We start from the raw sequence: 17,275 nt of genomic DNA on the forward strand, positions 1-17,275 counted from the left end.
CTGCCGCATGCAGCCGCCGTGCCGTGGGCCGCGCCCCCTTGTCTGATATCGCCAGCCTGCCTGCTGCCTGACCGCGCGGGCAAGCCGCTGCCGTTGTGCGTCCTGCCGTGATTGCGTCCAAGTGACCGCTCGCCCCGGGGCGAGCGGCAGTATGGCGACAGGCAGCCGTATTGCTTGCTTTCCCGACTCATGACAACAACCAAGCTGACCCTGATCGCGTCGCTTTCGCTGATCGCGCTCGCCGCTGCCCCGGCCCATGCCGGCGCGCAAGGCGGGGTGTCCCCGAAGCCAACGGACGCGGCCGGTGCCGCGCCTGCCGCCCCCGCACTCCTGACCAAACCTGCTGCCGCACCCATGCCGGGCTCCGCCATCCTGGCGGCCACGGCGGTGCCCAAGCCCGCATCCGCCGTATCGGCCGGCGCCCAGGCGGGGCCCGCCTACTCGCTGCCCCAACTGCTCGACCTGGCCCAGTCCACCAACAAGGGCGTGGCCGCCGCCGAGGCCGGTGTCGATGCCGCCAGCGCCGCCATCAGCAGCGCGCGTGCCTATCCCAACCCGCAGGTGGAGGTGATGTACGGCCGCTTGTCCGGCAAGCAGCCGGGCGTGACCAGCGGCAATGCGCCCAGCTACGCCGTGGTGCAGAAGCTGGACTACCCGCACCAGCGCAGCCTGCGCGAGGCCATGGCCACCCGCGGGCTGGAGTCGTCGCAGGCCATGCGGCAAGGCTTCCGGGCCGACCTGGCCGCCCGCGTGAAGACCGCCTACTACGACGTGCTGCGCCGCGAGAGCGAGCTGCATGCCGCCGAGGAAGACCTGGCGATGATGCGCCAGATCCATTCGCGGGCGCGGCTGCGCGTGGAGGTGGGCGAGGCGCCGCGCTATGAACTGATCAAGGCCGAGACCGAACTGCTGGCTTCGCAGAAGAACCAGCAGACCGCCGAGTTGCGCGTCAACCAGGCCAAGGCCGCGCTGCGCCAGCAGGTGGGCGGTGCCATGCCGGGCCAGTATTCGCTGGCCGGCTCCCTGGGCCAGTCGCCCGACGTGCCGCCGCTGCCGGTGCTGCGCGACACCATGACCGCCAGCAATGCCGAACTGGTCCAGCGCCGCATGGAGCTGGAGCGCGCACAGCTGGGCGTGAACTACCAGAAGTCGCTGCGCTGGCCCGAGGTGGCGGTGCGCGCCAGCACCGACCGCCAGCCTGACAACAACGTCTCGCAGATCGGCCTGGTCCTGACCATCCCGCTGTGGGACCGCCGCAGCGGCCCGGTGGGCGAAGCCACGGCGCAGGCCACGCAGGCGCGCAGCGCCCTGGAAGCGCGTGAGTTCGAGCTGACGCAGGAGCTGGAGGCCGCCTACCGCCAGTACGAGATCAACCAGGCCCAGGTGACGGCGCTTGAGTCTGGCATCGTGCGCGAGGCCGAGTCGGCGCTGGGCGTGGCCGAATCCGCCTACCGCTTCGGCGAGCGCGGCATCCTGGACTACCTCGATGCCCAGCGCGTGCTGCGCGGCGCGCGCAATGAGCTGATTGCCGCCCAGTACGACGTGCAGGTGGCCGCCATCCAGATCGAAAAGCTTATGTCGACCGCCCCGGGCGCTACCGCAGCGCCGGGCCTGCAGCCGACCTCCACCATCGAACAGAAATAACCATGCGTCTCAATTTCCTGCTTTCGCTGACGGCCGCTGCCGTCCTGACGTTCAGCCTGGCGGCCTGCTCCGACAAACCTGAACCCGTTGCCGAAGCGCCCAAGTTGCCGCCGGGCGTGATCCAGCCCGAGGGCAACCTGCAGAAGGGGCTGAAGGTGGCGCCGGTGGCCACCTCCCCGTTCAGCGAGATGCTGCGCGTGGCCGGCCGTGTCGACTTCGACGAGCAGCGCGTGGCGCGCATCGGCGCCAGCGTGACCGGCCGCGTGACCGACCTCTATGCCACCCTGGGCCAGGAAGTGAAGGCCGGCCAGGTGCTGGCGCGCCTGCACAGCAGCGAGCTGGGCGCGGCGCAGATGGCCTTCCTGAAGAGCGAGGCCCAGACCGAGCTGCAGGGCCGCAACGCCGAGCGTGCGCGCCAGCTGTTTGCCGCCGACGTGATCGGCCGCGGCGAGCTGCAGCGCCGCGAGAGCGAACTGGCGATTGCCTCGGCCGAGATGCGCGCCTATCGCGACCAGCTACGCGTGCTGGGCATGTCGCAGGCATCGATCGCCGATCTGGCCAGGAGCGGCAGCATCAATTCGCATTCGCCGGTGTTTTCCAGCATCAGCGGCACCGTGGTCGAGCGCAACGTGGCGCAAGGACAGGTGGTGCAGCCGGCCGATGCGCTCTATACCGTGGCAGACCTGTCGCGCGTATGGGTGGTGGCCGAAGTGCCAGAGCAGCAGGCCGCCCAGGTGGCCGAAGGGCAGAGCGTTGACATCGAGGTGCCTTCGCTTGGCAACGGTGCGGGCAGCAAGAACATTACCGGCAAGCTGATCTACGTCGGCCGCACGGTCAACCCACAGTCGCGCACGGTGCTGGTCCGTACCGAGCTGGAGAACCGCGAAGGCCGCCTCAAGCCTGCCATGCTGGCCAGCATGCTGATCGCCGGCAAGCCGGTCGACCAGCTGGTGATCCCGGCCGCCTCGGTGGTGCGCGATGGCAATGACGAGCTGGTCTATGTCGAGATGCCGGGCAACAAGTACCGTCTCACCAAGGTCAAGCTGGGCGCCGAGAGCGACGGCATGCGCGTGGTGCAGAACGGTGTGAAGGCCGGCGACCGCATCGTGGTCGATGGCGCCTTCCATCTCGACAACGAGCGCAAGCGCCTCGAGCAAGGGTAATCGGCCATGATGAAATCCCTAGTCGAAGCCGCCATCAAGCAGCGGCTGGTGGTGTGCGTGATTGCCGTGGTGCTGTTCTTCTTCGGCCTGCGCGCTGCCACCAAGCTGTCGGTGGATGCTTTCCCCGATGTCACCAACGTGCAGGTGCAGATCGCCACCGAAGCCGCGGGCCGCTCACCCGAGGAAGTCGAGCGTTTTGTCACCGTGCCGGTGGAAATGGCCATGACCGGCCTGCCCGGACTGGAAGAGATGCGCTCGCTGAACAAGGCGGGCCTGTCGCTGATCACGCTGGTGTTTACCGATGCCACCGACGTGTACTTTGCCCGCCAGCTGGTGATGGAGCGCCTGATCGAAGTGGGCGGGCGCATGCCGGAAGGCGTGTCGCCGGTCCTGGGCCCGGTTTCCACCGGCCTGGGCGAGGTCTACCAGTACACGCTGGACCGTGCCGACGACGGCAACCGCGAACTGACGCAGGAAGAGCTGGCCGAGCGCCGCATCGCCCAGGACTGGGTGGTGCGCCCGCTGCTGCGCTCGATTCCGGGCGTGGCCGAGATCAACTCGCAGGGCGGCTACGTGCGCCAATATCAGGCGCTGGTCAACCCGGAACGCATGCGCCACTACCAGATCTCGACCCAGCAGGTCTATGAGGCGCTGGCGCGCAACAACGCCAACTCCGGCGGCGGCGTGCTGCCGCACTATGCCGAGCAGTACCTGATCCGCGGCGTGGGCCTGGCCCGCGGCGTGGATGACCTGGGCAGCATCGTGCTCAAGGAGATCAACGGCACGCCGGTGTACCTGCGCGACGTGGCCAACGTCACCATCGGGCATGAGGTGCGGCAGGGCGCGCTGGTCAAGAACGGGCAGACCGAGGCGGTCGGCGGCATCGTCATGATGATGCGCGGCGGCAATGCCAAGGAGGTGGTCAGCCGCGTGAAGGCACGCGTGGCCGAGATCAACGAGCGCGGCATGCTGCCGGGCAAGCTGCAGATCGTGCCGTACTACGATCGCAGCGAACTGGTCGACTCCGCACTGTGGACCGTGACCAAGGTGCTGCTGGAAGGCGTGGTGCTGGTGGTGATCGTGCTGTTCCTGTTCCTGGGCGACGTGCGTTCGTCGCTGATCGTGCTGGCCACGCTGGTATTGACGCCCTTGCTGACCTTCATGGTGATGAACGAGGTGGGCCTGTCGGCCAACCTGATGTCGCTGGGGGGGCTGGCCATTGCCATCGGCCTGATGGTCGACGGCTCGGTGGTGGTGGTCGAGAACGCGTTCGAGCGGCTCGGCCACAAGGAGCCGGGCCTCACCAAGACCGAGATCCTGGTCAAGGCCGTGCAGGAAGTGGCCACGCCGGTGATCGTGGGCGTGGGCATCATCATCCTGGTGTTCCTGCCGCTGATGACGCTGTCGGGGATGGAAGGCAAGATGTTTGCGCCGCTGGCGTTCACCATCTCGATCGCATTGGCGATCTCGCTGTTCCTGTCGCTGACGCTGTCGCCGGTGCTGTCGTCGTACCTGCTCAAGGGCGGCGCGGAGCACGACACGCATGTGATCGCCTTCATGAAGCGCCACTACCTGCGCCTGCTGCACTGGGCGCTGGGCAACAGCCGCAAGACGGTGCTCTGCGCGGTGGCGGCTTTCGTCGCCACGCTGGCGATCGTGCCGCTGCTGGGCACCTCGTTCATTCCGGAAATGAAGGAAGGCTCGATCGTGCCGGCGATCGACCGCGTGCCCAATATCTCGCTGGAAGAGTCGATCAAGCTGGAGAAGGAAGCCAACAAGCTGGTGCTGAGCGTGCCGGGCGTGAAGTCGGTAGTGTCCGGCGTGGGCCGCGGCGAAAGCCCGGCCGACCCGCAGGGCCAGAACGAGTCGACCCCGATCGCCAGCCTGAAGGACCGCGACGAGTGGCCCGACGGCTGGACCCAGGACGATATCGCCAACGCCATCCGCGACAAGCTCAAGGCCATTCCCGGCGTGCAGATCGTGATGGCGCAGCCGATCTCGGACCGCGTCGACGAAATGGTCAGCGGCGTGCGTTCGGACGTGGCGGTGAAGGTGTTCGGCGACGACCTGGACAAGCTGCGCGAGCTGGCGGGCGAGATCGCCCGCGTGGCCGGCGGCATCCAGGGCTCGCAGGACATTCGCATCGAGCGCGTGTCGGGGCAGCAGTACCTGTCGATCGAGATCGACCGCCAGGCGATTGCGCGATACGGGCTGAACGTGTCCGACATCCATGACGTGATCGAGATCGCCATCGGCGGCAAGCGCGCCACGGACATCTTCGAAGGCGAGCGCCGCTTTGCCGCGGCGGTGCGCCTGCCGGAGGAGTTCCGCAACAACGAGCAGGCCATCCGCCAGCTGCTGGTGTCCACGCCCAACGGCACCCAGGTGCCGCTGCAGAGCGTGGCCAGGATCGAGGTCAACGACGGCCCGGCCCAGATCAGCCGCGAAATGGCCAAGCGCCGCGTGGTGGTGATGATCAACGTGAAGGACCGTGACCTCGGCGGCTTCGTGGCCGAGCTGCAGCAGGCCACCGGCGCCAAGGTGAAGCTGCCCGAAGGCTACTACCTGGAGTGGGGCGGTCAGTTCCAGAACATGGAACGCGCCATGGGCCACCTGAAGATCATCGTGCCGGTGACCATTGCCGCGATCTTCTTCCTGCTGTTCCTGCTGTTCAACTCGCTGCGCTTTGCCACGCTGATCATCACGGTGCTGCCGTTTGCCTCCATCGGCGGCATCATCGGGTTGTTCGTTACTGGCGAATACCTGTCGGTGCCGGCCTCGGTAGGCTTTATCGCGCTGTGGGGCATGGCGGTGCTGAACGGGGTGGTGCTGGTGTCGTATATCCGCACGCTGCGCGACTCGGGTTTGTCGGTCGATGAGGCGGTGGTGCAGGGCGCGACTCAGCGTTTCCGCCCGGTGATGATGACCGCGACCATTGCGATGCTGGGCCTGGTGCCGTTCCTGTTCTCGACGGGGCCGGGCTCGGAGGTGCAGCGTCCGCTGGCGGTGGTGGTGATCGGCGGGTTGATTACGTCGACGCTGCTGACGCTGGTGATGGTGCCTACGCTGTATCGCTGGTTTGATGATCGCAGGCCGGATCCGACCAGGGATGTGCCGGTGTAAGGCGACATCGTCTCGCGTCGCGCTGGTCTCGCGTCCCGCTGGTTTGCTCCCCTCTCCCGCAAGCGGGAGAGGGAGCACCCAATCGGTAGTCTGTGCGGCGCATGCTTGCCGGTATCTTCAAGACAAACGCCCCATGCTTGGCATGGGGCGTTTCTTTTTTGCACAGCCGCCTTATTCAATAACCGTAATACGGCTGCTGCTGTTCGTAATACCCCGGCGGCTGCGGACCGCAAGGCACGTAGGCACGGTCGTAGTCGCGGTAGCAATAGCCTGGCGGCGCTGCCGGCGGTGCGTATGAGACGGGAGCCGGCGCGTAGGTCACCGGCGCCGGGGCGTAGGTGACAGGGGGCGGTGCCGCCATGACTGGCGCCGAAGCCAGGGCCGCGCCAAAGGCCAGGCCGACCAGGGCGCCGACAGCCAGCATCGCTCCGGCATTCGAGCCGCCGCCGTGGTGGTAGCGGTCGCGCGCCGACGCCGGGCCGGCTGCCACCAGCGCCACGCTCAGGGCAACCGCTGAAACGATTCGGGTGGAGGGGCGCATATCGGACTCCTTCTGATGCAGCTTGTGTGCATTCATGATGGACGCAAAGTGCCCCTCAATGTGTTTCGGCGCGGCCGGCGACTTGTTAGGGTTGTAACGGCTGCTTTAATGCCGGTGCTGGTCAGCCGGCGGCCAGCGCGCGCTCTGGCTCCTGCCCGAATGGCGGCATGTTTTCCAGCCGCAGCGATTGCGGCACCGACAGCGAGATGTCGGCGGCGCGCAGGCGCTTGAGGATCTCGAACAACAGGTCGCTGCGCGTGTTGGCGGCGATGCGGGGGCTGCCGACATAGCCCGTCACCGACAGCGTGATGCCGTTGGGCGCCAGCTGGCTGAACATGACTGAGGGAGCCGGCACGTCGAGGATGGTCTCGTTCTCGCGGTAGACATCCAGCAGCAGGTCGCGCAGCTGTTCGGGGTCGGTATTCAGGGGGAAGGTGAGTTGCAGCGACGCCACCCCCTGGGTGCTGTTGCTCATGGTCACGTTGCGCAGGTTTTGCGAGATCAGCTGCGAGTTGGGCACGATCACGGTGGAGCGGTCGCCCAGCTGGATCTCGGTGGCGCGCACGTTGATGCGGCGGATATCGCCCTCCACGCCGGCAATGCTGACCATGTCGCCCACCTTGACCGGCCGCTCGGTCAGCAGGATCAGGCCGGAGACGAAGTTCTTCACGATCTCCTGCAGGCCGAAGCCGATGCCCACCGACAGCGCGCTGACGATCCACGCCAGGTTGTCCCAGCGCACGCCCAGCAGCGACAGCACCAGCAGCACCAGCAACACATAGCCGACATTGCTGTACAGCGTGATCAGCGAGGCGCGCAGGCCCGGCTCCTTGCAGACCTTGGGCAGCAGTTCCCCATCGAGCCAGCGCCGCACCGAGCGCAGCAGCCAGATGCCGACTCCGAGAGCGATCAGCGCATTCAGGATGCGGTCGGGCATGATGTTGAGGCTGTGCAGCTTCTCGCCGCCCAGCACCATTACCAGGCTGTTGAGCAGGTCCGCGGGTGTGGTGCCGAAGCCGCCTGTCAGCAGCGCCAGCACCGCCACCAGCAGCAGCACGCTGGCGCCGATGCCTGACAGGATGGTGGACGCCTGCTCCAGGTGCGAATCGTCCACGCCGAACAGCTGCTTGATGACGCGCCCGCTGGCGTAGTTGGTCGAGAGCAGGCTTTCGCAGACGTCGCGCGTAACCTGGGTCAGCAAGTACAGGCTGCACAGCACGATGTCGAACCAGACCAGCTCGTAGGTCAGGAAGCGCGCAAAGCTGATATAGCCGGCCAGCAGCGCCACCACCGACACCAGCACGATGACCGACACGCCGGCGTGGATCATGCCCGCCAGGGTGGCGCGCGCCTCGGGCCGCTCGCCCGCGGCGGCCAGCACGTTGCGCACGCGGTTGGCGCGCAGCAGCGCGGCGCCGATGGTCAGCACCACCACCAGCGACACCAGCCCGCGCCACAGCAGCGTGACCTGGACGCTGGTATCGGCAATGCGGTTCAGTTGCTCGAGCGTGCCGGCCAGCAGCAGCAGGCCGGCCAGCACGGCGGGGAACGGCTTCATCGCCAGCGCGACCGGATCGGCCAGCGCCGGCAGGCGCCAGGAGGGATGGCGCGTGCACAGCAGCGCGCGCCCCAGGCCCGCGATCAGCGCGCTGGTCAGCGTCAGCTTGAGCAGCTGGCCGTACAGCTCTGTCAGGTCCGGCGGCAGTTCATAGCTGCGCGTAAAGGCGTTGTAGACGAGTTGCACCGCCAGCCCGGTGGTGCACAAGGTGGCCAGGGTGGTGGCCAGCGCCAGGGCGCTGCGGCGCAAACGCGTCGCCGGCAGCTTGTTCAGGCAGAACCACGCCAGTGCCCGTTCGGCCAGGCGCCGGCCCAGGGTCCATACGGCCAGGGCCAGCAGCAGCAAGGCGATGGTGGCGGCGCGCTGTGACGGCTGCCAGGCCAGTTGCGCCATTGGCACCACCTGGTCGGTAAAGGTGGCCAGGCGCGCCTGGTCTTCCTGCGTCGGGCTGGCCAGCGGCTTCCAGAACTGCGGATTCAGGATGCTCTCGGAGCGCAGCGCGAGCTGGTCCTTGATCTGGCTGCGCTGCAGCCGCGCCAGCTGGTCGCTCAGGTTTGCGATGTTCGCCTTGCTCTCGCCCGCCTGCTTGAGTTGTGCGTCAAGCTGGGCACGGCGCGCATTCAGTTCGGCGCGCTGCCTGACGACCGCAGGCGCTTCCTTGGTGGTGCCGTCCGCCGGTGGCGGACCCAGCACGTCCAGCTGCGCCTGCAGCTGCGCACGCTGCGGCGTCAGGGCCGAAGACAGCTTGGCGACGTCGGCACTGAGCTTTTGCAGCGCTTCTTCGAGTTCATGCAGCCTGGTGTTGCCATCCGGGTCGGAGGCCTGCTGCTTGATGCGGTCCTGCTCGGTCTGCAAGCGCTTGAGTTCGGCGGTGGCCTCGCCGTGGGTGATGGCGGGCGCCTGCTGGGCGCCGGCCTCTGAAGCCGCTTCGGATGCCGGGGCGGCCAGGGCGGCGGGCAGCGTGGCCGGCATCAGGTGGCATAGCGCAGCGAACGCAAGGCCCAGTGCGAGCCGTGAAACTTTGCTCATGGCGGAATCTCGTCGGATGGTGACGGCTTGCGGCGGCTCCGGCATCGGCAAGGCATCGCGCTGGCATGCGTCGGATGCGGCGGCGATGGGATGCGGGAACGGCCGGAACACCGGCAATGAACACGGGAAGGGATGACCGCTCGCTGGCGCTCCCTTCGGCGAAGTCTGGTCAGGGCACGAAGCGCGGCGGGCTGCCTGGCAGGCCGGTGCGCGTGACACGGGACGTGCTGACCGATGGCGGCGGGGCCCAGGGGAAAACGGTAAACGGCCTTGCCGCGGTTCGCAGAATTATACGAAAGCGGATGCGCCACCCAGCTCCGAGGGGTGCCGGATGGTGCACTGGCTGACATTTTGATACGGATACGCGCGCGCGGCGCGCGGTGCAGGGCCGGGCGCCAGCCGGCGCGGCCTGCGGGAATGGCATTACCATCACGGTTTTCGGGCCGCAGGCGGCCCATTGTCATCACCAGGAGAAGGCATGACTGTTCCGTCAGGCACGGAAAAGACGCAGCTCGGCGGCGAGGCCGGGCAGATTGAAATGTTGGTCGACCGTCCCGCCGGCGCGCCGCGAGGCATCGCCGTGGTGGCGCATCCGCATCCGCTGCTGGGCGGCTCGGCCACGCACAAGGTGCCGCACCAGCTGGCCAAGGCGCTGGTGGCACGCGGCTTCCTGACGGTGCGGCCGAATTTCCGCGGGGTCGAGGGGTCCGCGGGCGAGCATGACCAGGGCAGCGGCGAGGCGCAGGACATGCTCGCCGTCATCGCCCATCTGCGCGAGGCCCATCCCGGCCTGCCGCTGGCACTGGCAGGCTTTTCCTTTGGTGCGTTCGTGATGGCCCATGTCGCCGCCACGCTGGCGGCGCAGTCCGTGCCGATCCGGCACCTGGTGCTTGCCGGCACGCCTTACGGCACCGTCAAGGCGCATCGCAGCTATGACACGCCGGCCGTGCCCGCCGATTGCCTGGTGGTCCATGGCGAGCGTGACGAGCGCGCGGAACTCGGCGCGCTGTTCGACTGGGCGCGCCCGCAGGGGCTGCCCGTGGTGGTGGTGCCGGGGGCGGACCACTTCTTTACCGGCAAGCTGCCGCTGCTGGTCCGTATCGTCGGCGGGTACCTGGATCGCCCCGATGCGGGGGCGGCCGCCTGACAGCTCAGGGTCGAGGCCTCAGGCGTTCGGCACCGCCGGCGCGCCGGCGATCGGGTCGGGATGGATCTGCATCAGCGCGGCGCGCTTCTCCAGCAAGTGCTGGCGCAGGATGGCCGACAGCCGCTTGCCGTCGCGGGCTTCCAGCGCGCGGATCATCTCCTCGTGGTCGTGCACGGCGCGGTCCCATTTGCCGGGCTGGTGGTTGGAGCGGAAACGCATCGCCTTGAGCCGCCGGTTGAGCGTCAGGTAGGTCTGCTGTAGCGTCTGGTTGCGCGCGGCCTCGGCAATGCGGTCATGGATTTCCTGGTTGCGGGCGTAATAGCCGGGCAGGTCGTTCTGCGCGCGGCAGGCAAGCATGGCGTAGTGCAGCGCCTTGATCTCGGCCAGCTCCGGCGGCGTGATGCGCTCGCACGCCAGCTCCCCGGCAAAGGCCTCCAGGCCGCTCATCAGCTCGAAGGCTTCCCAGGCCTCGGCCTCGCTCATCCGTGACACGCTCGCGCCGCGGTTGGGCGAGATCTCGATCAGCCCCTCGGCGGCCAGCACCTTCAGCGCCTCGCGCAGCGGCGTGCGCGAGATGCCCAGCGTTTCACACAGCTCGCGCTCATTGAGCTTCATGCCCGGCGGCAGCACCCCCTCGACGATAAAGTTGCGCAGGTGGTCGACCACGGTGTCGTGCAGCCGCTGGCGCACGACCCTGGGCAGGAGCGGGGCGGCGGCCGCACCGGTGCCGTCCGGAGTTTGCATGCAATGTCCCTGTCATTGGCGTTGCGCCATTCTAAGACATTGCCGGCGGCCGGTGGCGCGCTCCTCGCCTAGCGTGCCGGACCGCGCAGCGGGATGCCGTTTTCGCGCGGCGCCTGGGAGCCTTCGCCCCGCCCGATCAGCGCCACCGACAACGCCGACACCACCCCCGCAAAGGCCACGTAGGCGCAGATCTGCCAGGGCTTGCCGCCGCCCGACCTGAGCAGTGCCGTGGCGATGATGGGCGTGATGCCGGACGCGAAGATCCCCGAGAACTGGTAGACGAACGAAATGCCGGTGTATCGCACCCTGGCATCGAACAGCTCGCAGAACAGCGCCGCTTCCGGGCCATAGACCGCGGCGTAGAGGATGCCGAACGGCACCACGATGGACAGCCACAGCAGCATGGTGTTGCCGCCGCTGTTCAGCATCAGCCAGAACGCCGGGAACGCGGACAAGGCCGTGATCAGCGAGCCCCAGAAATACACGCGGGTGCGGCCGATGCGGTCGGACAGGTGGCCGAAGAACGGAATGAAGAAGCACATCGCAATGGCCGCCGCCATCACACCGACCAGCGCTTCAGTCCGGCTGATATGGATGGTCTGAGTCAGGTAGGTGATCGAGAACACGCCGAAGATGTTGAAGAAGACCCCGTCGATATAGCGCGCGCCCATGCCCTTGAGGATATTGCCGGGGTAGCGCCGCATCATGTCGACAAAGGGAATCTGGGTCTCGGCATTGCGCTGCTTGATCACGGCGAATTCAGGCGTCTCCTTGACGTTGAGGCGGATATACATGCCCACGAACACCATCCCCGCTGAGATCAGGAAGGCCACGCGCCAGCCCCAGGCCAGGAACTGCGCATCGGTCAGGGTCAGCGACAGCAGCGCCACCACGCCGGATGCCAGGCACAGTCCGATCGCCAGCCCGATCTGCGGCAGCGACGCATAGAAGCCCCGTTTGCCCGGCGGCGCGTACTCATAGGCCATCAGCACCGCGCCGCCCCATTCGCCGCCCAGGCCGATGCCCTGCAGCACGCGCAGCAGCAGCAACAGGATCGGCGCCAGGATGCCGATGCTGTCGTAGGTCGGCACCAGTCCGATCAGGAAGGTGGACACGCCCATGATCATCAGCGTGATCACCAGCATGCTCTTGCGGCCGACCTTGTCGCCAAAGTGCCCGAAGATCACGCCGCCCAGCGGCCGCGTGACAAAGCCCACCGCAAAGGTTGTGTAGGCCAGCATGGTGGCCACCAGCGGGTCATTGCCGGGGAAGTACAGCTTGTTGAAGACCAGGCCGGCGACCACGCCGTACAGGAAGAAGTCATACCACTCGATGGTGGCGCCGAGCACGGACGCCAGCGCGACCTTGCGGATCGCCTGTTCGTTGGGGCTTGTCATGCTTGTCTCCTCTGGTGATGGGCGGCGTCCTCTGGAAGGATGGTTATGGACGCCGGATGCACTGCAGGGTTTGGCCTTGTTATGGATGCCTGGCCTTGGTTGTTCGCAATCAGGATTGGCGCAACCCGCTCAGGCGGCTGCTGCCATCGGGGTCGCAACGTCGACGGGATGCATTTCCCGCCTAGCGTCTTCGCGGATGAAGTCGGCCGCGCGCTCGGCCATCATCACCACTGGTACGTTGGTGTTGCCCGAGACCAGCGTGGGCATCACCGAGCAGTCCACCACGCGCAGCCCGCCCACGCCATGCACGCGCAGGCGTGCATCGACCACGGCCAGCGGATCGGCGGCGGGACCCATTTTCGCGGTGCCGGACGGATGAAAGATGGTGGCGCCGTACTCGCGGCAGAAATGCAGTATCTCTTCGTCGCTGCGCACCTCGTCGCCCGGCCGGAACTCGCGTTTCATTAGGCCGCGCATCGGTTCGGTCTGCGCCACGCGCCGGGCGTAGCGCACCGCTGCCACGGTACAGCGCCGGTCCAGCTCGGCCGACAGGTAGTTGGGCTGCATCGACGGCGGCTCATAAGGGTCGGTCGAGCGGATCCGCACCGTGCCGCGCGACTCGGGCCGCAGCTGGCATACCGAATAGGTGCAGCCGGAGAAGGGATGCACCATGCCGCCCGCCATGTCGGCGGACAGGGTCGAGAAATGGAACTGCGTGTCCGGCGTGGCGCTTTCCTGCGGCAATGCGCGGCAGAACATCGCGCCCTGGTTGATGCCGATCGCCAGCGGCCCCTTGCGCATCAGCAGCCATTCCAGGCCCATGCGCGCCTTGCCCGTCAGCGAGCGCAGCTGGTCGTTGGTGGTGATCGGCTTTGCCACCTCGTAGATCAGCCGCACCTGCAGATGGTCCTGCAGGTTCTCGCCCACGCCCGGCAGGGCATGCACCACCGGTACGCCCAGGTCCTGCATCAACGGCGCCGGGCCGATGCCCGACAGCTGCAGCAACTGCGGCGATTGCAGCGCGCCGGCGCACAGGATTACCTCGCGCCGCGCCCGCAGGATGTAGGGCTGGCCATGCCGAGTGTAGCGCACGCCCACTGCACGCTTGCCTTCGAACAGGATCCCGGTGGTGTGGGCATCGGTCTCGACGCGCAGGTTCGTGCGCCCGCGCACTGGACGCAGGTAGGCCACCGCGGTGGAGCAACGCCAGCCGTTGCGGGTGGTGAGCTGGTAATAGCCCACGCCCTCCTGGTCGCCACCGTTGAAGTCGGTCTGGCGCGGCAGGCCAAGGGCCTGGCCGGCGCCGATGAAGGCATCGACCAGCGGATGCTGCCGGTCGATCGAGGTCGCGTTCAGCGGGCCGTCGGTGCCGCGCGTGGGGCCGGCGCCAAGGTCGTTGTTCTCGAGCTTGCGGAAGTAGGGCAGGCAGTTGTCCCAGCCCCAGCCCGGATTGCCCAGCGTCTCCCAGTGGTCATAGTCCTCGCGCTGGCCGCGTACGTAGATCAGGCCGTTGATGGCGCTGCTGCCGCCCAGCGTGCGGCCGCGCGGCCAGTAGATGCGGCGATTGAGCATGTTGGGATCGGGATCCGTATAGAAGCCCCAGTTCACTTGCTTGTGGAACATGGTCTTGCCATAGCCGATCGGGATATGGATCCACGGGTAGCGGTCGGGCGGGCCGGCCTCCAGCAGGCAGACGGAATACCGGCCGTCTTCGCTGAGCCGGTTGGCCAGCACACACCCGGCCGAGCCGGCGCCTACCACGATGTAGTCAACGGTTTGCGACATCGTCGCTGTCTCCTTTTCTGACCGGCAGGCACGTAGCCACCCGGCTTCGATCTATAATCTGAAACGTTCTGTTCCGGATTTTATTTTTCCAGGCCGGAATGGAAAGCTCAATCGCGAGGAGACGTCGGTTGTGAAACAGAACGTGCAATTCCCGTTTCAGAATCGCACTGCAGCAGAAGACGGCGCGGTGGAGGACGATGCACGCAGCCTGCGCGTGCTGATGGTGCTGTCCAGCCTGGCCAGGGCGCAGCATCCGCAGACGCTTTCCCAGCTTTCGCAGCGGCTGCATGTGCCCAAGGCGACACTGATGCGCCTGCTGGCCGCCATGGAGCGCACCGGCTTCGTGGTCCGCATGCCCGCCGAGCGCGGGTACGTGCCCGGCCCGGGCGCCGCGGCCCTGTCACTGCAGACCCTCAGGAGCCCGCCGATGCTGCGCGAGTGCCGCGCCATCCTGGCCAGGCTGGTGGCGAGCCTGGGCGAGACCTGCAACCTCACCGCGCTAGACGGCGACCGGGTCCTCTACGTAGAGCGCGTCGAGACGCACGAGCCACTGCGCCTGCAGCTGTCGCCCGGCATCCACGTGCCGCTGCACTGTACCGCCAGCGGCAAGCTGTTCCTGTCGGCGATGAACCGGCTGGAACGCCAGCAGATGCTCAGGCGCCTGGACCTGGCCCCGCACACGCCGCGCACGCTGTCCGATGTGCCTGTCCTCAATGCCGAACTGGACCGGCTGGGCGCGCGCGGCATCGGTGTGGACCATGAGGAATTCGTGCGCGGCATGTGCGCGGTGGCCGTGCCGGTGCGGGAGCCGGATGGGGAGGGTTCAGGCCGGGTGGTGGCTGCGATTGCCTGTCATGCGCCGACGGCACGGGCTTCGCTTGAGGCGCTGCTGCAGGCGGTGCCGACGTTGCAGGGGGCGGCGAGGGAGATGGCGGCGGTACTGTGCGCGCACTGAGCCGGGCCGGCTTCCCGCTCAGCGCTTGCGAATGCCAGCCGCCGCCACCGCGCGCGCGGCCAGCAACGGCACTGGCTCGGCCATGAGGGTCTCGCCGGCCCGGCGCATGACGAGCTCGCGAAACAGGCGCGCCGGCGTGCGTGGCGTGAGTTCGTCGTTCCAGACCGCCACTACCGGCTCCACGCGGCTGCCAAGTTCGAAGCGAAGCACTCTTGCCACCTTGGCCAGGGTGAGCTGCGCGGCAATGCGCTCGGGGAACACCGCGAGGAAATGACCCGCCTGCAACAGACTGGCCGTGGCGGCCACATCGCTGGTGCGGATGCCAAGCGAGGGCGCCGGCGCCCCAAGGGTATGAAACGCCGTGTGCAGCAGGTGAAGCATGCGCGAGCCTGCCACCGGAATGCACCATTGCTGCCCGGACAGGTCCCGCGCCGCCAGCTTGCGGCGCGTGAGCAGCGGATGGTACAGGCTGGCGACGATCACCACCTTCTGCGCGGGGACCACCGGCGCCGTGCGCAGCGCGGGTAACGACAGGCGCGGATCGTCATAGGCGAATAGCAGGTCCAGCGAGCCATCCACCAGTTGATCCGCCAGTTCGCCGATGCCGCCTTCGATCACGCTGATCTCCACGCGCGGATTGTCACGGTAGAAGTCGCTCATTGCCCGCGCCAGGAAGGGCTGCACCGACATCGTCCGGAACGCGATGCGCAACGCACCCTGGCTGCCGGCACGCACCGCCTGAAGCGATTCGGCGAGCCGTTCGAGCTGCGCCAGCAAGACCGCCGCATGGGCCGCCATCTCCCGTCCGGGCTCGGTCAGGTGCAGGCCGCGGCGGTTGCGCTCGAACAGCGGCATGCCCACGATGTCTTCGATCTCGGCCAGTGTCTTGGACACCGCGGCGGGGCTGACGTGAAAGCGCGCGGCGACGGCGGCGGCGGTTGGCATCTCGCTCAGCGCCAGCATGATGCGCAGGTGGCGCAGCTTGAGGCGGCCAAGCAGGGTATGGGCGAAGGTTTCGGCAGGCATGGGGCAGGCGATGATCGGCGGGGCTGGGTGGCTCATTCTACAAGTTAACCATTTGCTCAACAAACAGCGATTTTTATTCGCTTTTGGTATCGGAACGGATCCCATATAGTCGGCGCATCACCTGATTCATTCCAAGCCATCACGAGGCAATCAGACCTCAGGAGGAGACCCATGGAAGCAGTGAGCCATTTGCGCTCGATCATGCGCGGCATGCTTGCCGGCGCAGCCTTGCTCGCGGCCACCTGCGCAAGTGCCGCACCCGCGTGGCCCGACCGGCCGCTGCGCCTGGTCGTGCCGTTCCCGGCCGGCGGTTCCTACGACATCATTGGCCGCACGCTCGCGCGCAAGCTGGAACAGCGGCTGGGGCAGCCGGTGGTGGTGGAGAACATCGCCGGCGGCGCGACCGTGCCGGGCGTGTCGTCGGTGCTCAAGGAGAAGGCCGACGGCAATACGCTGCTGCTGGCCAGCGACGGCACGCTCAATATCAATCCGTTCACGATCAAGGGCCTGCGCTATCGCCCCGATACCGACCTGACGCCGGTGACCATCGTCAGCACCGTGCCGCACTGGATCATCACGCGCGCCGACCGCAAGGAGATGACGCTGGGTGAGCTGAAGACGCATATCCAGCGCAATCCCGGCAAGGTGTCGATCAGCATCAATGTCGTCGCGGGGGCCGCGCACCTTGGCCTGGCCGACTGGAAGCGCCGCAATGGCCTGGATTTCACCATCGTTCCGTATCGCGGCTCGCCGCCGGCCATGGCGGACCTGATCGGCGGCCAGACCTACGCGCATGTCGATGTGATCGGCTCTTCGGTCAACTACGTCCAGGATGGCAAGGCCAAGCCCCTGGCCACGCTGCAGGCGGAGCCCATCACGCAGTTTCCCGCCCTCGAAACGCAGAAGGCGGGCGGCACGGATGCGCTGCAGGTACGCGGCAACCTGGCGCTGGTGGTCAAGGCGGGCACGCCGGCTCCGGTCATCGACAGGCTCTACAGGGAAGTGAAGGCCAGCGTGCAGGAAGCGGACTTTGCCGCGCGCCTGCAGACGCTTGCCTATGAGCCGGTCCTTTCCACCCCCGAGCAGGCCCGCCGCTTCCTGCAAGCGGAAACGATCCGCTACGGTGCCATTGCGCGCGCGGTCGATCTCGAATCTAACTGAAC

At 67.3% G+C, this 17,275-nt stretch carries 12 protein-coding genes; 6 read left to right on the forward strand and 6 right to left on the reverse strand.

Going from position 1 to position 17,275, the window contains the following annotated elements; all coding sequences use genetic code 11:
* Positions 1-189: 189 nt before the first annotated feature.
* Genes AC3WL8_RS07380 through AC3WL8_RS07390 form a run of 3 tightly spaced genes read left to right on the forward strand, consistent with a single transcriptional unit; the run spans position 190 to position 5,930 of the window.
* A complete protein-coding gene (locus AC3WL8_RS07380) occupies positions 190-1,644 on the forward strand; it encodes a TolC family protein (RefSeq protein ID WP_211981865.1) in 1,455 nt (484 codons plus the stop codon).
* A 2-nt stretch (positions 1,645-1,646) separates the two neighbouring features.
* Positions 1,647-2,807: an efflux RND transporter periplasmic adaptor subunit gene (locus AC3WL8_RS07385; RefSeq protein WP_013953444.1), complete on the forward strand. Its 1,161-nt coding sequence runs from the start codon at positions 1,647-1,649 to the stop codon at positions 2,805-2,807.
* 6 nt (positions 2,808-2,813) lie between these two features.
* The gene (locus AC3WL8_RS07390) at positions 2,814-5,930 is read left to right on the forward strand and encodes an efflux RND transporter permease subunit (protein ID WP_013953443.1); all 3,117 of its coding nucleotides are present in this window, start codon (positions 2,814-2,816) and stop codon (positions 5,928-5,930) included.
* A gap of 175 nt (positions 5,931-6,105) precedes the next feature.
* Here AC3WL8_RS07390 and AC3WL8_RS07395 read toward each other — a convergent pair whose 3' ends face one another.
* Positions 6,106-6,471 carry a hypothetical protein gene (locus AC3WL8_RS07395; protein WP_013953442.1) on the reverse strand — a complete coding sequence of 122 codons (366 nt, stop codon included), beginning with the start codon at positions 6,469-6,471 and terminating at the stop codon, positions 6,106-6,108.
* A gap of 121 nt (positions 6,472-6,592) precedes the next feature.
* Positions 6,593-9,058, reverse strand: a complete 2,466-nt coding sequence (locus AC3WL8_RS07400) for a DUF3772 domain-containing protein (RefSeq protein ID WP_211981863.1) — start codon at positions 9,056-9,058, stop codon at positions 6,593-6,595.
* Between the two features lie 478 nt (positions 9,059-9,536).
* Between AC3WL8_RS07400 and AC3WL8_RS07405 the strand changes: the two genes are divergently transcribed.
* The gene (locus AC3WL8_RS07405) at positions 9,537-10,205 is read left to right on the forward strand and encodes an alpha/beta hydrolase (protein WP_492378077.1); all 669 of its coding nucleotides are present in this window, start codon (positions 9,537-9,539) and stop codon (positions 10,203-10,205) included.
* 18 nt (positions 10,206-10,223) lie between these two features.
* On the opposite strand, the gene AC3WL8_RS07410 is transcribed toward AC3WL8_RS07405, so the two are convergent.
* The 3 genes from AC3WL8_RS07410 to AC3WL8_RS07420 all read right to left on the reverse strand — a co-directional run bounded on the left by AC3WL8_RS07410 (position 10,224) and on the right by AC3WL8_RS07420 (position 14,131).
* A complete protein-coding gene (locus AC3WL8_RS07410) occupies positions 10,224-10,949 on the reverse strand; it encodes a GntR family transcriptional regulator (protein WP_153953401.1) in 726 nt (241 codons plus the stop codon).
* Between the two features lie 68 nt (positions 10,950-11,017).
* Positions 11,018-12,346 (reverse strand): MFS transporter, encoded by a 1,329-nt coding sequence (locus AC3WL8_RS07415; RefSeq protein WP_492378078.1) that lies wholly within the window; start codon positions 12,344-12,346, stop codon positions 11,018-11,020.
* Positions 12,347-12,475: 129 nt separating this feature from the next.
* On the reverse strand, positions 12,476-14,131 hold the full coding sequence (locus AC3WL8_RS07420; RefSeq protein WP_492378079.1) for a GMC family oxidoreductase: 1,656 nt from the start codon (positions 14,129-14,131) through the stop codon (positions 12,476-12,478).
* A gap of 130 nt (positions 14,132-14,261) precedes the next feature.
* On the opposite strand from AC3WL8_RS07420, the gene AC3WL8_RS07425 reads away from it, so the two are divergent.
* Positions 14,262-15,086 (forward strand): IclR family transcriptional regulator, encoded by an 825-nt coding sequence (locus tag AC3WL8_RS07425; RefSeq protein ID WP_013953436.1) that lies wholly within the window; start codon positions 14,262-14,264, stop codon positions 15,084-15,086.
* An 18-nt stretch (positions 15,087-15,104) separates the two neighbouring features.
* Here the strand turns inward: AC3WL8_RS07425 and AC3WL8_RS07430 are convergent, their stop codons facing one another.
* Positions 15,105-16,148 carry a LysR family transcriptional regulator gene (locus AC3WL8_RS07430; protein WP_492378080.1) on the reverse strand — a complete coding sequence of 348 codons (1,044 nt, stop codon included), beginning with the start codon at positions 16,146-16,148 and terminating at the stop codon, positions 15,105-15,107.
* 135 nt (positions 16,149-16,283) lie between these two features.
* Here AC3WL8_RS07430 and AC3WL8_RS07435 point away from each other — a divergent pair, with 135 nt between their 5' ends.
* A complete protein-coding gene (locus tag AC3WL8_RS07435) occupies positions 16,284-17,273 on the forward strand; it encodes a Bug family tripartite tricarboxylate transporter substrate binding protein (protein WP_153953402.1) in 990 nt (329 codons plus the stop codon).
* Positions 17,274-17,275: the final 2 nt, after the last annotated feature.

It is taken from the genome of Cupriavidus sp. FW305-F7, from assembly GCF_058782875.1.

Excerpts from the sequence above, each read along its gene's own strand:
- AC3WL8_RS07380 (WP_211981865.1), top strand. The coding sequence starts at position 190 with ATGACAACAACCAAGCTGACCCTGATCGCGTCGCTTTCGCTGATCGCG.
- AC3WL8_RS07385 (WP_013953444.1), top strand. The coding sequence starts at position 1,647 with ATGCGTCTCAATTTCCTGCTTTCGCTGACGGCCGCTGCCGTCCTGACG.
- AC3WL8_RS07390 (WP_013953443.1), top strand. The coding sequence starts at position 2,814 with ATGATGAAATCCCTAGTCGAAGCCGCCATCAAGCAGCGGCTGGTGGTG.
- AC3WL8_RS07395 (WP_013953442.1), bottom strand. The coding sequence starts at position 6,471 with ATGCGCCCCTCCACCCGAATCGTTTCAGCGGTTGCCCTGAGCGTGGCG.
- AC3WL8_RS07400 (WP_211981863.1), bottom strand. The coding sequence starts at position 9,058 with ATGAGCAAAGTTTCACGGCTCGCACTGGGCCTTGCGTTCGCTGCGCTA.
- AC3WL8_RS07405 (WP_492378077.1), top strand. The coding sequence starts at position 9,537 with ATGACTGTTCCGTCAGGCACGGAAAAGACGCAGCTCGGCGGCGAGGCC.
- AC3WL8_RS07410 (WP_153953401.1), bottom strand. The coding sequence starts at position 10,949 with ATGCAAACTCCGGACGGCACCGGTGCGGCCGCCGCCCCGCTCCTGCCC.
- AC3WL8_RS07415 (WP_492378078.1), bottom strand. The coding sequence starts at position 12,346 with ATGACAAGCCCCAACGAACAGGCGATCCGCAAGGTCGCGCTGGCGTCC.
- AC3WL8_RS07420 (WP_492378079.1), bottom strand. The coding sequence starts at position 14,131 with ATGTCGCAAACCGTTGACTACATCGTGGTAGGCGCCGGCTCGGCCGGG.
- AC3WL8_RS07430 (WP_492378080.1), bottom strand. The coding sequence starts at position 16,148 with ATGAGCCACCCAGCCCCGCCGATCATCGCCTGCCCCATGCCTGCCGAA.
- AC3WL8_RS07435 (WP_153953402.1), top strand. The coding sequence starts at position 16,284 with ATGGAAGCAGTGAGCCATTTGCGCTCGATCATGCGCGGCATGCTTGCC.